The following is an 18,826-nucleotide window of genomic DNA, read 5'->3' as shown; positions in this document are numbered from 1 at the left end:
GCCACAAACTCATCGGAGGTGCAGTCCTAGCATTCGCTGGCTTTCACAAAAAAACGGAGACAAGCCATGCGAGTTCAGTCGAGATTCATCTTCCATGCGACGGCCGCGGCCGTCGCCGCGGGACTGTTGGTCGGTTGCGGCGGCAGCGGAGGCGGCGATACCGCGCCGCCTCCGACCACGGGTGGTGGTGGCGGCACGCCGCCGGTCGCGAGCGGGCCGCTGGTGCTCAAGACCTTGTCGAACCGCGCCGACATGATCAGCGACGGCGACGCGCTGGTGGAGGTCGTGCTGCCCACGGGCTTGGCGGCGGCCGATGTGCGGCTCGACCTCAACGGCTCGGACGTGACCGGCGCCTTCGCCGCGCGCGACAACGGCCGCGTGATGGGTCTGCTGACCGGCCTGCGCAGCGGCGAGAACCTGCTGACCGCCACGGTCAAGGGCAAGGCCGCTGGTGCGCGCCTGACGATCACCAACTTCTCGCGCGGCGGCAACATCTTCGCCGGTGCGCCGATCCAGCCCTGGGTGTGCGCCACGCGCACGGGCAGCCCCGCCACGGTCTCGCCGGCGGGCACCAACCTCTCGGGCACCGCCACCACGCGCTTGAGCGGGCTGGACGCCGACGCTGTCGATGCGGACTGCAATGCACCGACCCAATACAGCTACTACTACCAGCCCAAGGCCAAGGAAGGCTCGGCCTGCACCTTCACGGTCGGCGACCCCAATGCCTGCCTGCTGCCCTATGCCGCCAACGCGCGGCCCAAGGACGCCGACATCGCCGACTTCACCAACGACCGCGGCGACACCGTCAAGGCGCTGCTGCGCGTGGAACTCGGCACCATGGGCCGCGGCATGTACCAGATCGCGACCTGGTTCGATCCGGCGCAGCCCTGGACACCCTGGGCGCCGCAGAAGGGCTGGAACGGCAAGCTGCTCTGGAAGATGGGCGCCTCGGCCTCGGGCAACCGCTTCCAGCAGCAGCCGGGCAATGCGATCTTCGACGACAACGCATTGCGCGCGGGCTTCGCGACGGTGAACTCGCAGCTCACCAACCACCAGGACAACAACAACGAAGTGCTCGCGACCGAGAACATCATGATGGTGAAGGAGCACCTGATCGACACCTACGGCGAGGTGCGCTACACCATGAGCGACGGCGGCTCGGGCGGCTCGATGATGCAGACCGTGCCGGCCTCGGTGATGCCCGGCCTGCTCGACGGCCTGCAGACCGGCGTCAGCTATCCCGATGCGGTGAGCACCTGGATGGAGACGCGCGAGTGCGGCATGCTCACCCACTACTACACCACGCCCGCGGGCTCGGCCTTGAGCGACACGGCGCGCGCCGCGGTGAACGGCCACCCGAGCCCCGTCCATTGCTTCATCTGGTCCCTGAGCTTCATCAATCCGCAGGATCCGAAGCTGCCCGACAACTGCGGCAGCGGCTTCCCCGCGGGCATCGTCTACGACCCCCGCCTGCGGCCGACCGGCGTGCGCTGCTCGATCCACGACGTGCTGACGCCGGTGATCGGCACCGTCACCGACACCGACCGCACCGTGAAGCCCAACCTGCCCTACGACAACGCGGGCGTCCAGTACGGCTTGAAGGCGCTGCAGGCCGGCGCGATCACGCCCGAGGAATTCGTCGCGCTCAACGAAGGTGTGGGCAGCTACGACCTCGACATGGTCTGGTCGGGCGGCTCGGCCCTCGCGCCGACGATCCCCGCGCCGCGGGCCCGGGTGTCGCCGACGGCGATGGTTCCCTTCTACAAAAGCGGCCTGGTGAGCGTCGGCCAGAACCTCGCGCAGGTGCCGATCATCGACCTGCGCCCGGAGATGGGACCCGACATCCACATGGCCTGGCGCTCGTACTCGCAGCGTGCGCGGCTCGATGCGGCCAATGGTGGCCACGGCAACCACGTGATGTTCGGCAGTGCGTCCTACTACGGCGACGGGACGGCCCTGGGCCGCAAGGCTTTCCGCGCCATGGACCGCTGGCTCGCGGCCATCGAGCAGGACAAGTCGGCAGACGCCAGGCCGGCCAAGGTGCTGCGCAACAAGCCCCGCGATGCGGTGGACTTCTGCATCGCGACGGCCGGGACGACCGATGCCGAACTGGTGGACGTGGGCTTCGGCAGTGCGGCCTGCGCAGTCAAGCCCTACGAATCGCCGCGCATCGTGTCGGGCGGCCCGCTGTCGGAGGACGTCTTCAAGTGCCAGCTCAAGCCGCTGGACTTCGCCTCCGCCGATTACGGCGGCGCCCCCTTCACGTCCGGGCAGCAGACGCGACTGCGCGCGGTGTTCACCGACGGCGTGTGCGACTGGAACAAGCCGGGCGTGGGCCAGACCGCCTGGGCACCCACGAGCTTCCGCGCCGGGCCGGGCGGGCAGCCGTTGCCCGCGGTGCCGACCTCGACATCGTTCTGAGAAGGTGAGCATCGGCGCGCAAGCGCCGGTGCTCTACATTCAGCCGATCGCGGTCCGCCGCCCACCCCACGTCGAACACGTTGTCCCATGCCGCCTCCCCGGGAACTCCGTCCTTTCTTCGAACGCTGCATCTGGCCGCGCGCGCTGACCCACGCGGAGTGCAGCAAGGCCTTCGACTCGCTCTACGTCAAGCACCACGAGACGCACGCTTCGGTGTGCCAGCGCGACGAGATCGCCGACAGCTGGATCGGCGTGCTCGAAGGCTTCCTGCGCGTGCAGGACACCACCGCCGACGGCCGGCTGGTGATGTTCACCGGCGTGGCGGCCGGCGGCTGGATCGGGGAGGGCTCGCTGCTCAAGCCCGAGCACCGCAAGTACGAGATCATGGCCACGCGCCCGACGGTCACGGTGCACCTGCCGCGCGGCACCTTCTCCTGGCTGCTCGAGCGCAGCATCCCCTTCAATCACTTCATGCTGTCGCACTTGAACGAGCGCCTCGGCCAGTTCATCGCGATGGTGAAGTTCGACCGGCTGCTCGAACCCACGGCGCGCGTGGCCCGCGGCATCTCCAGCCTGTTCCATCCCGTGCTCTATCCCAACACCGACGCCACCCTGCGCATCAACCAGGAAGAGCTGGGCCTGCTGGTCGGCGTGTCGCGCCAGCGCGTGAACACCGCGCTGACCGAGCTGGCATCGGCGGGGCTGATCCAGCGCGGCTACGGCTACATCACCGTGACCGACCGGCAGGCGCTGGCCCGCTACCCCTGACGCGCTGCGGCCCCGTTCAGGGCGGCAAGGACTTCGCCGTGCGCAGCAGCTGCTCGACGAACACGCGGATCGCCGGGTGGGTGCGCTCGCCCTGGCGGAACGCCACCGAGATGTGGCGGTGGATGCGGGGTCGCAAGGGCACCGCGGCGAAGCTGCCGCGCATCTGGCCCAGGCGCAGGCCCGGAATGATGGAGATGGCGCAGCCCGAACTCACCATGGCCGCGATGATCTCGGAGCCCAGGCACTCGGCGCTCACGCGCGGCGTGTAGCCCGCGCGGCGGCACAGGCCCAGCACGAACTCGCCGTACACGCTGCTCGCCGAATCGAGCGCCCATTCCTCGTCCCTGAGTTCGGCCAGCCCCAGCGTCTTCTTGCGCGCCAGCCGGTGCCCGGTGGCCAGGATGACGTGCAGCTCGTCGTCGATCAGCGGCACGTGCTTCACCGTCTGGCCGCCGCGGGCCAGGCGACCGCCGAGGTCGTCGACGATCGCGATGTCGGTGCTCCACGAACCCAACGCGGCAAGCCCTTCGGCGGGCTCCATCTCGACCAGCGTGATCTGCAGCCGCGGGTAGGCCGCGCGCAGCGCCTGGATCACGGGCGGCAGCAGTGCGGCCGCGGCCGTGGCGAAGGCCGCCACGCGCAAGGTGCCCGCGATCTCCTGGCGGATCTGCGCCAGCTCGGACTTCGCCTCGTCCAGCACGGTGAGCACGCGTTCGACATGGCCCACCAGCACCTCGCCCGCGTGCGTGAGCTTCACGCCCCGGCCACGCCGCTCGGTCAGCGGCACGCCGACCTCGGCCTCGAGCTGGGCCAGCTGCTGCGAGACCGCGGACGGCGTCAGGCACAGCACATCGGCCACCGCCGTCATGGTGTGGCGGGTCGAGAGCTCCCGAAGCGCCTTGAGTCGTGCGAGGTCCATGGCGTGCCTGTCAATCGTTAAGAATTTATTGAATATATCCAAAGAAATGATCAATGGTGCTGATCTGAAAGCCGCCCTAGGATCGCGTCGTTTCAACACCTCCCCAGAAAGGATCCCTCCTTGGCCGTCAGCGTCTTCGACCTCTTCAAGATCGGCATCGGGCCTTCGAGCTCGCACACCGTGGGACCGATGCGGGCCGCGCGACTGTTCACCAAGGCGCTGGAAGACGCGCACCTGCTGGGCGCTGCGCGCCGCGTGGTGTCGGAGATGTTCGGCTCGCTGGGCGCTACCGGCAAGGGCCACGGCACCGACGTGGCCGTGCTGCTGGGCCTGGCCGGCCACGAGCCCGACACCATCGACGTGGATGCGGTGCCCGCCTTGCTGGCCGACATCCGTACCTGCGGGTCACTGCGCCTGGGTGGCGTCCATGCGATCGCGCTCGACGAGACGACCGACCTGCTGCTCTATGGCCTGAAGGCGCTGCCCTTCCATCCCAACGGCATGCGCTTCACGGCCTTCGACGGCGACGGGCAATGCCTGCTGGAGAAGACCTACTACTCGGTGGGCGGCGGCTTCGTCGTGAGCGAGACGGTGGCCGGCGACGGCTCGCGGCAGAAGGTGATCGCGCCGGACACGGAGATCCTCGAGATGCCTTTTCACAGTGGTGCCGACCTGCTCCGGCTGACCGCGCAGCACGGCTGCAGCATCGGCGACGTGATGCGGCGCAACGAGCGCCATTGGCGCACCGACGCCGAGACCGAGGCCGGCCTGCTGCGGATCTGGCAGGTGATGCAGGCCTGCGTCGAACGCGGCTGCCGCACCGACGGCGTGCTGCCTGGGCCCTTCCGCGTCCGGCGCCGGGCCGCAGCGTTGACGCGGCGGCTCGGCGACATCCGCGCGGCGATGGTGGACCCGCTCACGGTCATCGACTGGGTCAACGTCTTCGCATTGGCGGTGAACGAGGAGAACGCCGCGGGCGGACGCGTGGTGACCGCGCCCACCAACGGCGCGGCCGGCATCGTGCCCGCGGTGCTGCACTACTACATGCGCTTCGTGCCCGGTGCCAGCGAGCGCGGCGTCGTCGACTTCCTGCTGACCGCCGCGGCCATCGGCCTGCTCTACAAGGAGAACGCCTCGATCTCCGGCGCCGAGGTGGGGTGCCAGGGCGAGGTCGGCGTGGCCTGTTCGATGGCCGCGGCCGGCTTGTGCGCTGTGCTGGGTGGCAGCCCCGAGCAGGTGGAGAACGCCGCCGAGATCGGCATGGAGCACCACCTGGGCCTGACCTGCGACCCGGTGGGCGGGCTGGTGCAGATCCCCTGCATCGAGCGCAACGCCGTGGCCTCGGTCAAGGCCATCAATGCGGCGCGCATGGCGCTGCACGGCGACGGCGTGCACCACGTGAGCCTCGACCAGGTGATCAAGACCATGCGCGAGACCGGCGCCGACATGATGACCAAGTACAAGGAAACCTCGCGCGGCGGGCTGGCGGTGAACATCGTGGAGTGCTGAGCTTCGTTGCCGATGCCGCCGGCGTCATCCGGGCACAGGCAGGGCCCGCAGCGTCTCCGGCGGCGGCTGAACCTCGGCCTGCGCCAGCTCGGTGCGCAGGAAGTCGATCAGCGCACGCAGCTTGGCGGGCACGCGGCGGCGGTCCGGGTAATAGAGCGCGAGTCCGGCCAGCGGCGGGCTCCAGTCGGCCAGCAGCCGGACCAGCCGGCCCTGCGCGATCAGCGGCTCGATGTAGCCGTTGATCATGTAGGCGATGCCGTTGCCGTCGAGCGCGGCCTGCACCAGGGCCGACGAATCGTTGAGGGTCAGGCGCCCGCTCACGGCGAGCGCGATCGCCTCGCCGTCCTGCTCGAACAGCCAGCGTTCGATCTGCCCGGTCGTCACGTGGCGAAAGCAGATGCAGTCGTGGTCGAGCAGGTCCTGCGGATGCGCCGGCGTGCCGCGCCGCGCGAGGTACTCGGGCGAGGCGATCACATGGGCCACGATGGGCGGGCCGATCTTCAGCGCGATCATGTCCTTCTCCACCAGGTCGCCGAAGCGGATGCCGGCGTCGAAGCCCTGGCCGATCACGTCCACCAGCTGGCTCTCGATGCGGATCTCGATGCGCACCTGCGGATAGCGTTCGAGGAAGCGCCGCAGGATCGGCTGCAGCACGATGGTGTAGGCCGCGCGCGGCACGTTCAGGCGCAGCAGGCCGCTGGGGTGCTCGGCTTCCTGGCCCAGCTCGACCGAGGCGGCCGTCAGGTCCGCGATCGCCGGCCGCACGCGCTCGAGGTAGCGCGCGCCGATCTCGGTCAGGCGCACGCTGCGGGTGGTGCGGTTGAACAGCGTCAGCCCCAGGCGCTGCTCGAGGTTGCGGATCGCCTGGCTGACCGCCGAGGGCGTGACGCCCAGGCGCACGGCGGCGGCGGAAAAGCCTTGCTCTTCCGCCGCCGTGACAAAGGCGATCAATCCGTCGAGGTCTTCCTGGCGCATGGCGGCTCCTGTGGGGCGCAGGCCAGTTTAAGGGCCGCTGCAACGGCACAGCGGCAGGCGGCGCCGGCCGCCCCGCTCAGGACGTGAAGTCGGTCGAGGCCGAGACCGATTCCCAGGCGTCGATCTCGGCGTTCAGGCTGGCGAGCTTCTCGCGCACCATGCGCAGCGCGTCGGTGCCCAGCAGCAGGTGGGCGGGAGGGTGCTCGGCGGCGACCAGCTGGAGGATTGCCTGCGCGGCCTTGGCCGGGTCGCCCGCCTGCTTGCCGCTGCGCGCCTGGCGAGTCGCGCGGACCGGCTCGAAGACCGCGTCGTAGTCGGGGATCGAGCGCTCGACCCGGACCATCGAACGCCCGGCCCAGTCGGTGCGGAAGCCGCCCGGTTCCACCGCCGTCACGTGGATGCCGAAGTCCTTGACCTCCTTGCCCAGCGCCTCGGAGATGCCTTCGAGCGCGAACTTGCTGCCGTGGTAGATGCCGAGGCCGGGCATCGTGATGATGCCGCCCATCGAGGTCACGTTGAGGATGTGGCCCGCGCGGCGCTGGCGCATGCCGGGCAGCACGGCCTGGATCATGGCCACGGCGCCGAACACGTTGACCTCGAACTGGTCGCGCAGCTGGTCGAGCGTCGACTCCTCGATCAGGCCCTCGTGGCCGTAGCCCGCGTTGTTGATCAGCACGTCGATCGCGCCGATGTCGCGCTCGACCTCGGCGACCACCGTGCCGACCGCGGCGGCATCGGTCACGTCGAGGATCCGGGCGAACGCGCGGCCCGGGCCCAGGGCCTCGAAGGGCGTGCGCGCCGCGTCGTTGCGCACGGTGCCGACGACGCGGTGGCCGGCGCCGAGCGCGGCCTCGGCGAAGGCGCGGCCGAAGCCGGACGAGACGCCGGTGATGAAGAAGAGCTTGGAGAGGGGGGCGTTCATGGAGGGGCCTTTGGCGGGGGGCAGGGAACCGGAGAGGCGAGCTTAGGCCGGTCGCGCGCCCCGGGGAAGCGCATGGCGGGCACAAGGGTTTGCAGCCGCGCTAACAAGTGCCGGGCAACCCCCCGTGTTCTGCTGTGCCTCGGTCGCCGCAGTGCCGGATCGGCTTCGAAACGATTCCACTCCTTGGAATCGATGGCTGCCGGATGCACGGTGAAGTCCTTAGCATCGGGCCGACATCGGATGCGACCGAACCCCGATTCCACACCTTCAAAGGAGAGATTCCATGCGCGGAGACAACGGGCCGGTGCGGCCCTTCCTGATCGGTTCGACCTGGACCGTGGGCGAGGGCCAGGCCTTCGAATCCATCAACCCGGCCACCGGCCGTTCCAACGGGATGATCGGTGGCGCGAGCCGGGCCGACGTCGACCGTGCGGTGCAGGCCGCGAAAGCGGCGCAGGCACAACCGGCCTGGCGCAACATGCTGCCGCACCAGCGCGCGGCGATCCTGCGCCGCATCGCCGAACGCATCGAGGCCAACGCGACCGAGCTGGCCGAACTGCAGATGCGCGAGAACGGCAAGCTGCGCGCCGAATGCGTGGAGCAGGCGAGCAATGGCGCGGGTGCCTACCGCTATTTCGCCTCGATCTGCGAGACCATGCCGTCCGAAGTCGCACCCTCGCGTGGCGAACATCTGGCGATGGTGCTCTACGAGCCCTTCGGCGTGGTGGCCGCGATCACGCCCTGGAATTCGCCGCTCACGCTCGAATCCCAGAAGGTCGCGGCGGCCCTGGCGGCCGGCAACGCGGTGGTGCTCAAGCCCTCGGAGTTCACGCCCTCGGTCGCCTTGCGCGTGGCCGAACTCGCGCTGGAGGCGGGCCTGCCGCCCGGTCTGCTCAACGTGGTCACCGGTTTGGGCGGCGAGACCGGCGCGGCGCTGGTCGGCCACCCCGACGTGCGGCTGATCTCCTTCACCGGCGGCACCGCCACCGGCAAGGCGATCGCGCGCGAGGCCGCGGGCCGGATGGCGGCCGTGGCGCTCGAGCTCGGCGGCAAGTCGCCGCACATCGTGTTCGCCGATGCCGACGTCGACAAGGCGCTCGAGGGCGTGCTGAACGGCGTGTTCTCGTCGACCGGCCAGTCCTGCATCGCCGGCACGCGCCTGTTCGTGCAGCGCAGCCTCTTCGATGGCTTCGTCGAGCGCCTGGTCGCCGCGGCGCAGGCGCTGCGCGTCGGCCCGCCCGAGGACCCGGCCTCGCAGGTCGCGCCGCTGTCGTCTTTCGTCCACCGCGACAAGGTCGAGGCGATGGTCGCGATGGCACGCGAGGACGGCGGACGGGTCCTGTGCGGCGGCACGCGCCCGCAGGACCCGCGCCTGGCCGACGGCGCCTACTTCCTGCCCACCATCATCGGCGGCGTCGCGAACAGCGCGCGCATCTGCCAGCAGGAAGTGTTCGGCCCGGTGCTGTGCGTGATGCCCTTCGACGACGAGGCCGACCTGGTCGCGCAGGCCAACGACACCGCCTTCGGCCTGGCCTGCGGCGTGTGGACGCGCGACTTCCCCAAGGCCTGGCGCGTGGCGCGGGCGATCGAGGCCGGCACGGTGTGGATCAACACCTACAAGCGGCTCAGCGTGTCGGTGCCTTTCGGCGGCTTCAAGGAAAGCGGCACCGGGCGCGAGAAGGGCTACTTCGGCATCCGCACCTACCAGGAAGCCAAGACCGTGATGGTGGGGTTCTGACATGAGCGCAGCAGCTTCCCTTTTGGACGCGCCGGTGCTCGGCTTCGTCGGGCTCGGCGTGATGGGCGAGCCGATGTGCGCCAACCTGCTGGCCAGGAGCGGCCGCAGCGTGGTCTGCCATGACCTCGCGCCGGCGCCCATGGCCGCGCTGGCGCAACGCGGCGCCATCGCCGCGCCGACGCTCGAAGCCCTGGCGGAACGCGCCGGCGTGGTGTTCCTCTGCCTGGCCAGCGCGCAGGCGCTGGAGGCCGTCATCGACCAGTTGCTCGCCCATTGGCAGGGCGCGACGCGTGTGCGCACCGTGGTGGACATGGGCACGACCTCGCTGGCCACCACGCGCGCCGTCGCGCAGCGCCTGGCCGAGGCCGGGCACCGCTTCGTCGATGCGCCGGTGGCGCGCATGCCCGAGGCCGCGGTGAACGGCACGCTCAGCATCATGGTCGGCGGCGCGGCCGAAGACCTGGCGGCCCTGATGCCGTGGTTGCGCTGCATGGGCAGCGACATCACGCACTGCGGCGGCGTCGGCAGCGGGCAGGTGGTGAAGATCCTGCACAACACCGTGCTGATCGAGGCGGTGCAGTCGCTGGCCGAGGCGCTGGCGACGGCCCGGAGCCTGGGCGTGGAGGGCGAAGTGCTGCTCGACGCCATCGAACTGGGCTCCGCCGACAGCCGTGCCTCGCGCGTGCAGGGCCGCCAGGCGCTGCTGCCGCGGCACTACCCGGAAGGCCGCTTCGCCACCCGCTATGCGCTCAAGGACGTGAGCCTGGCGCTCGAGCTCGCGGCGCTGGCGGGGCTCGATGCGGCGCTGGCGCAGCAGACCGCCCGCACGCTGCAGCGCACGGTCGAGGCCGGCTTCGGATCGCGCTACTACCCGGCGTTCTATGAAGTCATCGCGGCACCGCGTGCCGCCGGTTAGCCAACAGAACGATCCACACCCAACGGCCGGCGGTCCCGGCCCCGGAGACACAGATGAATTCTTCCAAGCGACATTTCTTCCTGGGCGCGCTGGCGCTCGCCGCCGCGGCCGCCGCGTCCCCCGCGTTCGCGGCCTATCCCGACAGGGCGATCACGCTGATCGTGCCGTTCCCAGCCGGCGGCGCCACCGATGCCATGGCCCGGCTCACGGCCGAACGGCTGTCGCGCCAGTTGGGGCAGCCGGTGATCGTCGACAACCGCGGCGGCGCGGGCGGCAGCATCGCGGCCGAGGCCGTGCTGGCCGCGCCGCGCGACGGCTACACGCTGTTCTTCGCCACCACCGGCACGATGGCGATCAACCCGCACATCTACAAGCGCCTCAAGTACGACCCGCTGAAGGACTTCGAGCCGATCGGCAACGTGGCCTCGGCCTCGAACGTGCTGGTGGTGCACCCCTCGGTCAAGGCGCATTCGGTGGCCGAGCTGATCGCGCTGGCCAAGGCCAACCCCGGCAAGCTGACCTATGCGTCGTCGGGCATCGGCTCGTCGAGCCATCTGTCGGGGGCGCTGTTCACCAGCCTGACCGGCACCGACATGCTGCACATCCCCTACAAGGGCTCGGCACCGGCGCTGGTGGACTTCCTCTCGGGCCGGGTCGACATGATGTTCGACACCGCCTCGACCCACGCGCCCAACGCCAAGGCCGGCAAGATCCGGGCGCTGGCCGTGACCAGCACGCGCAAGTCGCCGGCCTTCCCGGGCGTGCCCTCGATCGCCGAGGCCGGCGTGCCGGGCTACGACGTGTCGATCTGGTTCGGCGTAGCCGCGGCCAGCGGCGTGCCCAAGGCCACCGTCGATCGCCTGTCGGCGGCGCTGGCCACCGCCCTGCAGGCGCCGGACATCAAGGAGGCGCTGGTCGCGGTCGGCGCGGACCCGCTCTACAAGGGCCCGGCCGACTACCGCAGCTTCATCGCCTCGGAGTACCAGGCCTGGGGCCGCACGGTCAAGGCCGCGGGCGCCGAAGGCTCGGAATAGCGCGGCGCTTCAGCCCTGGCGCAGGGCCTGCGTGACGTCGGCCGCGAGCTTCAGCAGCGGGCCGGCCAGTTCGCGCGCGACCGCCGACATCGACTCGGTGGTGGACACGCTGAGGTTCAGCACATAGATCGCGCCGTCGTCGGTGCGCAGCGGTGCGGCCAGCGCGACGACCTCGGGCTGCCAGGCCGCCACGCAGTAGCCCTGCGCGGCCACCGCATCGAGGGCGCGCTGGATCTCCACCGAGAGCCGGCTCCATTGCGCCGTGCGCCGCGCCTTGAAGATCTGCATCAGCGCCTGGCGCCGTGCCGGCGGCGCGGCCGCGAGGTAGGCGCGGCCCAGCGAGGTCAGCTCGATCGGTACGCGCTGGCCCGAGACCACCGAGCGCAGCGACACGCGCCGGTTGTAGCGGATCGACTCCAGATAGACCATCTCGTCGCGGTCGGGCGCCGCGAGCCCCACGTTGATCTTCTGCTTCTCGGCCAGCGTGCGCATCAGCGGCGCGGCCAGGTGCAGCACCGACGAGCCGGTGCGCATGGCGTGCGCCAGGCTCAGCACCGCGGGCGCCAACCGGTAGCCGCGCTGCGCCGGCTCGGCCTGCAGCATGCCCGCGCCGACCAGCGTCTGCGTCAGCCGGCTGACGGTCGAGCGCGACAGGCCGGTGCGTTCCGCCAGCTCCGCATTGCCCAGCAGTTCCGAGCCCGGGCGGAAGGCCCGCAGGATCTCGACGCCGCGTTCGAGCGAGCGGTTGGCGGGCGAGATGCCCGGCTTTTCGTCCAGTGCGGATGTCATGCGCGTCATGCCGAAGCTCCTGTCTTGAATTCCAAGCAGTGGAATCGTGGGAGTGTATTGCGAGCGGTGCGTCCCTATGCTCGTGCCTTCGATTCCACCTTCTGCATCGGTCCACCATGAACCCCTCCAGCTACATCGAATGGCGCGTCGACGACGGCATCGCCATCCTCGCCCTGAACCGTCCCGAGGTGCGCAACGCGATCCACGACGACATGCGTGCCGAACTGATGGCCGTGCTCGACCGCGTCAACCGCGACGAGGGCATCCGCGCACTGGTCCTCACCGGCAACGGCAAGGCCTTCTGCGCCGGCGGCGACATCCGCGCGATGCAGCAGCGCATGCAGGCGCCGGCGGGCGACGTGGCCTACAACGGCTGGGCGCGGCAGCAGCGCACGCACCATGCGCTGACCGCGCTCCACACGCTGGCCAAGCCCACCATCGCGGCGGTCAATGGCGCATCGACCGGCCTGGGCACCGACCTGGCGATGGCCTGCGATTTCGTGATGGCCAGCGAGGCGCACGCCAGCTTCGCCTGGAACTACGTGCTGCGCGGCCTGATCCCGGACGGCGGCGGCATGTACTTCCTGCCGCGCCGCATCGGGCTGGCCAAGGCCAAGGAACTGATCTTCACCGGCCGCACCGTGCGGACGGCCGAGGCGGTGCAGCTGGGCATCGTCGATCGCGTCGCCACGCCGGAAACGCTGCTCGGCGAGGCCGTGGCCTGGGCGCGCGAACTCAGCGCCGGATCGCGCACCGCGCTGGCGCTGGGCAAGACCATCCTCAACCAGAGCCTCGAGCTGCAGGCCGAGCAGGTCTTCGGCATGGGCAGCCAGGCGCAGGCCATCTGCTACAGCTCCAGCGAGCACCGCGCGGCGGTCGAGGCCTTCCTCGACAAGTCGGAGGCAGGGAAGTGAGCGCCATGACCTCGCTTCCATCCGGCACGTCCAGCGCCATCGACCGGCTGCTGCGCCCGCGCAGCGTGGCCGTCATCGGCGCCTCCGCGGACCTGGCCAAGACCTCGGGCCGGCCCGTGGCCTATCTGCAGAAGCACGGTTTCACCGGCCACATCTATCCGGTGAACCCGAAGGCGGCCACCATCGGCGGCCTCGACTGCTATGCCGACGTGGGCGCGCTGCCCGAAGTGCCCGATGTCGCGATCGTGCTGCTGGGTGCCGAGCGCGCGCAGGGCGTGGTGCGCCAACTCGCGCAGCGCGGCACCGGCGCCGCGATCATCCTGGCCAGCGGCTACGCCGAGGCCGGCCCCGAAGGCCAGGCGCGCCAGGCCCGGCTGCTGGAGGCCGCGGGCCCCATGCGGCTGCTGGGCCCGAACACCATCGGCCTGGTCAACCTCAGCGACCGCATCATGCTGTCGGCCAGCGGCGCGCTGGAGATCGACCGGCTCGCCAGCGGCTCGATCGCGGTGGTCTCGCAAAGCGGTGGCATCCTGGGCTCGCTGCTGTCGCGCGGGGCCGCGCGCGGCATCGGCTTCTCCAAGCTGGTCTCGACCAGCAACGAAGTGGACCTGGACATGGCGGACTTCGTCGACCACCTGGTCGACGACGAGGCGACGCGCGTGATCGCGCTCTACATGGAAGGCATCCGCGACACCGCGAAGTTCCGCGCCGCGGCGCTCAAGGCCGCGCGCGCCGGCAAGCCGCTGGTGATCTTCAAGATCGGCCGCTCCGAGTCGGGCGCCAGCGCGGCGGCCTCGCACACCGGCGCGCTCGCGGGCGCCGACCGCATGTACGACGCGCTGTTCCGCGAGGTCGGCGCGCTGCGCGCCCAGACCTTTGCCGACCTGCTGGACCTGCCGGTCGCGCTGGCCGCCGGCCGCTCCCTGCGCGGCCGCCGCGTGGCGATCCTCACCTCCACCGGCGGCGCCGGCACGCTGGTGGCCGACAGCCTGGGCGTCGCCGGCTTCGAGGCGCCGCCGCCCGATGCCGCGACGGCGCAGCGCCTGCGCGAGCTGCAGGGCGATGCCCCGTCGGTGCTGGACCGCAACCCGATCGACGTCACGCTCGCCGGCCTGCAACCCGCGCTGCTGCGCGGCGCGATCGGCACGCTGCTGGCCAGCCCCGGCTACGACGCGGTGGTGGTGATCGTCGGCTCGTCCGCGCTGGCGATGCCCGACCTGATGGCCGACGCGATCCACGACTGCCTGCCGGCCTCGGACAAGCCGGTGCTGGCCTACGTGAGCCCGCATGCGCCCGAGGTGGCCGCGCTGCTCAACCAGCGCGGCGTACCGGCCTTCGCGGCGCCCGAGAGCTGCACCGCCGCACTGCAGGCCCTGCTGCAGGCGGGTGCAGGCGTCGAGGCGGCGGGCGATCCTGGCGCAGTGGTCGACCTGGGCGAGCTGCCCGCGGGCGCACTCGACGAGGCCGAGGCCAAGGCGTTGTTCGCCCGCTTCGGCGTGCGCGGCGTGCGCGAGATCCCGGTGGCCGACCGCGAGGCGGCGCAGCGGGCCGCGCCGTCGCTCGGCGAACGCGTGGTGCTCAAGATCCTGTCGCGCACCATCACGCACAAGACCGAGGTCGGCGGCGTGGCGGTGGCGGTGGCGGTGGACCAGGTCGGTGCCCGGCTGATGCGCATGCGCGACGAGGTGCGCGTGCACACGGGTTCGGCGCCGGAGCGCTTCCTGCTGCAGGAAATGGTCAGCGGCGGCACCGAGCTGATCCTCGGCCTGCACCGCGATGCGCTGGGCACGGCCGTGCTGCTGGGCATGGGCGGCGTGACGGCGGAGCTGATCGACGACACCGTGCTGCGCATGGTGCCCGCAGGTGGTGCGCTGAGCCGCGAGAGCGCGCTCGCCATGGTCCGTTCGCTCAAGACCTGGCCCTTGCTCGATGGCTACCGCGGCCGGCCCAAGGCCGATGTCAAGGCGCTGGTCGAGGCCATCGTGGCCTTCTCCCGCATGGCGAGCCGGCTGGGCGACCGGCTCGAGGCGGCGGAGATCAATCCGCTGTTCGTGCTGGCCGAAGGGCAGGGCGTGCGTGCGGCCGATGGGGTGGTGGTGCTCAGCAGATCTTCCCGGGATTGAGGATGTTCTTCGGGTCGATCGCCACCTTGACCGCGCGCATCACCGCGATCTCCTGCTCGGTGCGGGTGAAGTTCAGGTACTTCTTCTTGTCCACGCCGATGCCGTGCTCGGCCGACACCGAGCCGCGGAAGGCGCGCAGCGGCTCGTACACCAGCCGCTCGATCTCGGCCTTGTCCGCGACGCTGCCGCACGACACCGCGATGTGCAGGTTGCCATCGCCCAGGTGGCCGTAGGAGATCAGCGTGACCGCCTGCCACCGGCGCTGGAGCTCGGCGCGCAGGTGGTCCACGTAGTCGGCCATCGCCGTGATCGGCAGGCTGATGTCGAACACGAACAGCGGGTCGAGCGTGCGCAGGTAGTGCACGTCGTCGCGGATGCGCCAGAGGTCGATGCGCTCGGCCTCCGACTGCGCGATCACCGCGTCGACCATCAGCCCGCTCTCCATGCAGTCCTCGAGCACCGCATGGAAGCGCGCGTTGTCGGCCTCCTCGTCGGCGCCTTCGCATTCGATCAGCGCATAGAAGGGATAGTCCTGCGACAGTGGCGGCGGCCGGCGGCCGGGCGCGGTCAGCAGCAGGTAGTAGTCGCGCCACATGATCTCGTACGAGCTCAGGCTGCCGCCCGAGGCCGCGCGCATGCGCTCGAGCATGGTCGCGACCGACGCGAAATCGCGGAAGGCGCCCAACACGGTCTGGCGGGTTCGCGGCTGCGGCTGCAGTTTCAGCACCGCGCGCGTGACCACGCCCAGCGTGCCTTCGGTGCCGATGAACAGCTGCTTGATGTCCAGGCCGGTGTTGTTCTTGATGATCTTGAACATCGACGAGACGATCTCGCCGTTTGGCAGCACCGCTTCCAGGCCCAGCACCATGTCGCGTGTCATGCCGTAGCGCAGCACCTTGTTGCCCCCTGCATTGGTGGCGATGTTGCCGCCGATGGTGGCGGAGCCGCGCGCGCCGAGGTCGAGCGGGAACAGCATGCCTTGCGCCTCGGCCGCCTCCTGGATCGCCTGCAACGGGGTGCCGGCCTGCACGGTCAGGGTCTGCGTGACCGGATCGACTTCCTCGATCCGGTTCATGCGCTCGAGCGACAGTGCGATCTCGCCGGGCCCGGCCAGCGCGCCGCCGACCAGACCGGTCATGCCGGCGCGGGGAACCACCGGCTGGCCGGCCGCATGGCACAGCCGCATGACCAGCGCCACTTCCTCGGTCGAAGCGGGCCGCACCAGCGCGCCGGCCGCGCAGCCGCTCTGCACGATGCGCGAAACCGGGCGTGCGCGCACATCCTCGCCAACGAGCACGGCGGTCTCGCCGAGGGCCTCGCGCAGGGTTTTCAGAATCGCTTCCATGCTGTCTCCTGATGCTCTGAAATTAGAACGTATACTAACTTAATCCGACGGCTTGAAGGCCGCAATACATCCCCCCCGGAGGAGACAAGATGACGCAGCGACAGCCCGTGGCGGTGGTGACCGGCGCCAGCCGCGGCATCGGCCGCGCGATCGCCGAGCACTTCAGCGCGCAAGGCCATGCCGTGATCGGCACGTCCCGGTCGGCGCCCGGCGCCGGCGCCGCGCCGCCGGGCGTCGAGATGATGCAGTGCGACGTCACCGATGCGGCGCAGGTCGACGAACTCTTCGCTTCGGTGCGTCGGCGGCATGGCCGGCTGCACGTGCTGGTCAATAACGCGGCGATCGCGGGCGGCGCGCCCTTCGGCAGCGACGCCGAAGCCGAGGAGTGGGGGCCGATGCTGGCCACGAACCTCACCGGCACCTGGGCCTGCTGCCGCGCGGCGCGCGAACTGCTGGTCGATGGCGAAGGCCGGATCGTCAACATCTCCTCGATCCTGGGGTTGCGCGGCGTCGCCGACCAGCTGGCCTACGCCGCCTCGAAGCACGGCGTGATCGGCCTCACCCGCTCGCTGGCGCATGCGCTCGGCCCGCGCGGCATCACAGCCAATGCCGTCTGCCCGGGCTGGGTCGCGACCGAGATGGCGCTGGGCCGGCTCGAGGACCTGGGCTTGACGCAGGCGCAGGCCGCGGCGCTCACGCCGACCGGTCGCTTCAGCGAAGCGACGGAGGTCGCGGCGCTGGTGGGCTTCCTGGCGAGCCGTGCCGCGGCCAACATCACGGGGCAGGCGCTGAGCATCGATGGCGGCGCGCTGGCCTGATGAGCGACCTGCACTTCGACTACGTGATCGTGGGCGCCGGCTCGGCGGGCTGCGTGCTGGCGCATCGGCTGTCGGCCGACCCGCGCTGCAAGGTGCTGCTGCTCGAGGCCGGCGGCCCCGACCGCGACCCCTGGATCCGCGTGCCGCTGGGTTTCGCGCGCAACGCCTACAACCCCAAGCTGGCCTGGCTCTACCAGACCGAACCTGTGCCCGGCCTCGGCAACCGGCGGCTGGTCTGGCCGCGCGGCCGCGTGCTGGGCGGCTCGAGCTCGATCAACGCCATGATCTACGTGCGCGGGCAGCCCGAGGACTACGACGCCTGGGCCGCCGCCGGTTGCGAGGGCTGGTCGCATGCCGACCTGCTGCCTTTCTTCCGCCGCGCCGAGGGCTACCGCGGCGCGCACGCCGGCGACTACGGCACCGACGGTCCGCTCGGGCTGTCCGACCCCGCGATGGCGCATCCGCTGCACGAGGCCTTCATCGCGGCGGGCCGTGAGATGGGCCATGCCTTCAATCCCAACTTCAACAGCGGCGGGCAGCAGGGCGTCGGGCGCTACCAGCTCACGGTGCGCGACGGGCGCCGCAGCAGCACGGCCGCGGCCTACCTCGGAGTCGCGCGCGGACGCGCCAACCTGCAGGTGCTGACCGGCGTGCAGGTGCAGCGCGTGCTCTTCGACGGGACGCAGGCGCGCGGCATCGCGTTCGGCCATGGCGGCCAGCGCCTGCGCGCCCTGGCCGGGCGGGAAACGGTGCTGGCCGCCGGCGCGATCGGCTCGCCGCAGTTGCTGCAGCTCTCGGGTGTGGGCCCGCGCGGCCTGCTCGAGGACCTTCGGATTCCGGTGGTGCAGGACCTGGCCGGCGTCGGCGAGAACCTCATGGACCACCTCAACACCCGCGTGGTGTTCCGTGCCCGTGGCCATTCGCTCAACACGCTGCGCCGCAGCCGCGTGCTGCAGGCCGCGGCCGGCCTGAAATACCTGGCGACGCACCGCGGCGTGCTGGCCGGCGGGCCGATGACCATGGGCATGTTCGCGCGCAGCAGCGAGAGCGTGCGCACGGCCGACCTGCAACTGCACTTCCTGGCCTTCAGCGCAGCTGCCACCGCGGGCTCGGTGCATGACTTCCCGGGCATGACGGTGTCCTGTGTGCCGAACCGGCCGCTGAGCCGCGGCCGGCTCTGGATCCGCAGTGCCGATCCCGCCGACCCGCCGGCCATCCAGCCGAACTGTCTGAGCGAGTCGAAGGACCGTGAGGTGCTGGTGGCCGGCCTGCAACTCGCGCGCGAGCTGTTCAACACCCGCGCGCTCGGGGCCCATGCGATCGCCGAGGTGTTGCCCGGCTCCGGCGTGCAGAGCGCCGTGCAGTGGCTGGCCTATGGCCAGGCGAACGCCGGCACCGCCTTCCACGCCAGCGGCACCTGCAGGATGGGCGTCGACGCCATGGCGGTGGTCGACCCCCGCCTGCGCGTGCACGGCGTCACGGGCCTGCGCGTGATCGATGCGTCGGTCATGCCGCAGATCGTTTCCGGCAACACCAATGCGGCCGCCATCATGATCGGCGAGAAGGGCGCCGACCTGCTGCTGGCCGACCGATGATCACTGTTCGATAGTCCCGCCCGCATTCAACCCCTGGCCG

At 70.7% G+C, this 18,826-nt stretch carries 15 protein-coding genes; 10 read left to right on the top strand and 5 right to left on the bottom strand.

What is annotated here, in order from left to right:
• Positions 1-66: 66 nt before the first annotated feature.
• Both K0H49_RS03255 and K0H49_RS03250 read left to right on the top strand, forming a co-directional pair.
• Positions 67-2,421 carry a DUF6351 family protein gene (locus K0H49_RS03255; protein ID WP_219209708.1) on the top strand — a complete coding sequence of 785 codons (2,355 nt, stop codon included), beginning with the start codon at positions 67-69 and terminating at the stop codon, positions 2,419-2,421.
• Between the two features lie 87 nt (positions 2,422-2,508).
• Entirely contained in the window at positions 2,509-3,189 is a 681-nt protein-coding gene (locus tag K0H49_RS03250; RefSeq protein WP_219209707.1) for a Crp/Fnr family transcriptional regulator, read from the top strand.
• 16 nt (positions 3,190-3,205) lie between these two features.
• Here the strand turns inward: K0H49_RS03250 and K0H49_RS03245 are convergent, their stop codons facing one another.
• A complete protein-coding gene (locus K0H49_RS03245) occupies positions 3,206-4,108 on the bottom strand; it encodes a LysR family transcriptional regulator (protein WP_219209706.1) in 903 nt (300 codons plus the stop codon).
• A gap of 120 nt (positions 4,109-4,228) precedes the next feature.
• On the opposite strand from K0H49_RS03245, the gene K0H49_RS03240 reads away from it, so the two are divergent.
• Positions 4,229-5,617: an L-serine ammonia-lyase gene (locus K0H49_RS03240; RefSeq protein ID WP_219209705.1), complete on the top strand. Its 1,389-nt coding sequence runs from the start codon at positions 4,229-4,231 to the stop codon at positions 5,615-5,617.
• Between the two features lie 24 nt (positions 5,618-5,641).
• On the opposite strand, the gene K0H49_RS03235 is transcribed toward K0H49_RS03240, so the two are convergent.
• Both K0H49_RS03235 and K0H49_RS03230 read right to left on the bottom strand, forming a co-directional pair.
• Positions 5,642-6,592: a LysR family transcriptional regulator gene (locus K0H49_RS03235; RefSeq protein WP_219209704.1), complete on the bottom strand. Its 951-nt coding sequence runs from the start codon at positions 6,590-6,592 to the stop codon at positions 5,642-5,644.
• Positions 6,593-6,668: 76 nt separating this feature from the next.
• Positions 6,669-7,514, bottom strand: coding sequence for an oxidoreductase (locus K0H49_RS03230; RefSeq protein ID WP_219209703.1), 846 nt, complete (start codon positions 7,512-7,514; stop codon positions 6,669-6,671).
• 283 nt (positions 7,515-7,797) lie between these two features.
• Between K0H49_RS03230 and K0H49_RS03225 the strand changes: the two genes are divergently transcribed.
• Genes K0H49_RS03225 through K0H49_RS03215 form a run of 3 tightly spaced genes read left to right on the top strand, consistent with a single transcriptional unit; the run spans position 7,798 to position 11,202 of the window.
• Complete coding sequence (locus K0H49_RS03225; protein ID WP_219209702.1) at positions 7,798-9,252, top strand: aldehyde dehydrogenase; 1,455 nt, start codon at positions 7,798-7,800, stop codon at positions 9,250-9,252.
• Position 9,253: 1 nt separating this feature from the next.
• Positions 9,254-10,168: an NAD(P)-dependent oxidoreductase gene (locus tag K0H49_RS03220; RefSeq protein WP_219209701.1), complete on the top strand. Its 915-nt coding sequence runs from the start codon at positions 9,254-9,256 to the stop codon at positions 10,166-10,168.
• Positions 10,169-10,221: 53 nt separating this feature from the next.
• Positions 10,222-11,202 (top strand): Bug family tripartite tricarboxylate transporter substrate binding protein, encoded by a 981-nt coding sequence (locus K0H49_RS03215; RefSeq protein WP_219209700.1) that lies wholly within the window; start codon positions 10,222-10,224, stop codon positions 11,200-11,202.
• A 9-nt stretch (positions 11,203-11,211) separates the two neighbouring features.
• Here K0H49_RS03215 and K0H49_RS03210 read toward each other — a convergent pair whose 3' ends face one another.
• Entirely contained in the window at positions 11,212-12,000 is a 789-nt protein-coding gene (locus K0H49_RS03210) for an IclR family transcriptional regulator (protein WP_219209699.1), read from the bottom strand.
• A gap of 107 nt (positions 12,001-12,107) precedes the next feature.
• On the opposite strand from K0H49_RS03210, the gene K0H49_RS03205 reads away from it, so the two are divergent.
• On the top strand, positions 12,108-12,905 hold the full coding sequence (locus K0H49_RS03205) for an enoyl-CoA hydratase/isomerase family protein (protein ID WP_219209698.1): 798 nt from the start codon (positions 12,108-12,110) through the stop codon (positions 12,903-12,905).
• Positions 12,906-12,910: 5 nt separating this feature from the next.
• Positions 12,911-15,028: an acetate--CoA ligase family protein gene (locus K0H49_RS03200; protein ID WP_219209697.1), complete on the top strand. Its 2,118-nt coding sequence runs from the start codon at positions 12,911-12,913 to the stop codon at positions 15,026-15,028.
• Here K0H49_RS03200 and K0H49_RS03195 read toward each other — a convergent pair.
• Entirely contained in the window at positions 15,006-16,373 is a 1,368-nt protein-coding gene (locus K0H49_RS03195) for an FAD-binding oxidoreductase (protein WP_219209696.1), read from the bottom strand. The genes K0H49_RS03200 and K0H49_RS03195 overlap by 23 nt on opposite strands.
• Positions 16,374-16,462: 89 nt before the next feature.
• Here K0H49_RS03195 and K0H49_RS03190 point away from each other — a divergent pair, with 89 nt between their 5' ends.
• Together K0H49_RS03190 and K0H49_RS03185 are read left to right on the top strand one after the other, a co-directional pair.
• The gene (locus K0H49_RS03190; RefSeq protein WP_219209695.1) at positions 16,463-17,191 is read left to right on the top strand and encodes an SDR family NAD(P)-dependent oxidoreductase; all 729 of its coding nucleotides are present in this window, start codon (positions 16,463-16,465) and stop codon (positions 17,189-17,191) included.
• Positions 17,191-18,786 (top strand): GMC family oxidoreductase, encoded by a 1,596-nt coding sequence (locus K0H49_RS03185; protein WP_219209694.1) that lies wholly within the window; start codon positions 17,191-17,193, stop codon positions 18,784-18,786. Before K0H49_RS03190 ends, K0H49_RS03185 begins: the two co-directional genes overlap by 1 nt.
• The last annotated feature ends 40 nt before the right edge of the window (positions 18,787-18,826 follow it).

It is taken from the genome of Variovorax boronicumulans (assembly GCF_019352895.1).
Classification (GTDB): Bacteria; Pseudomonadota; Gammaproteobacteria; order Burkholderiales; family Burkholderiaceae_C; genus Variovorax; species Variovorax boronicumulans_A.
The sequence above is the reverse complement of the archived record's forward strand: the minus strand, read 5'-3'. Positions and strand labels throughout refer to the sequence as shown.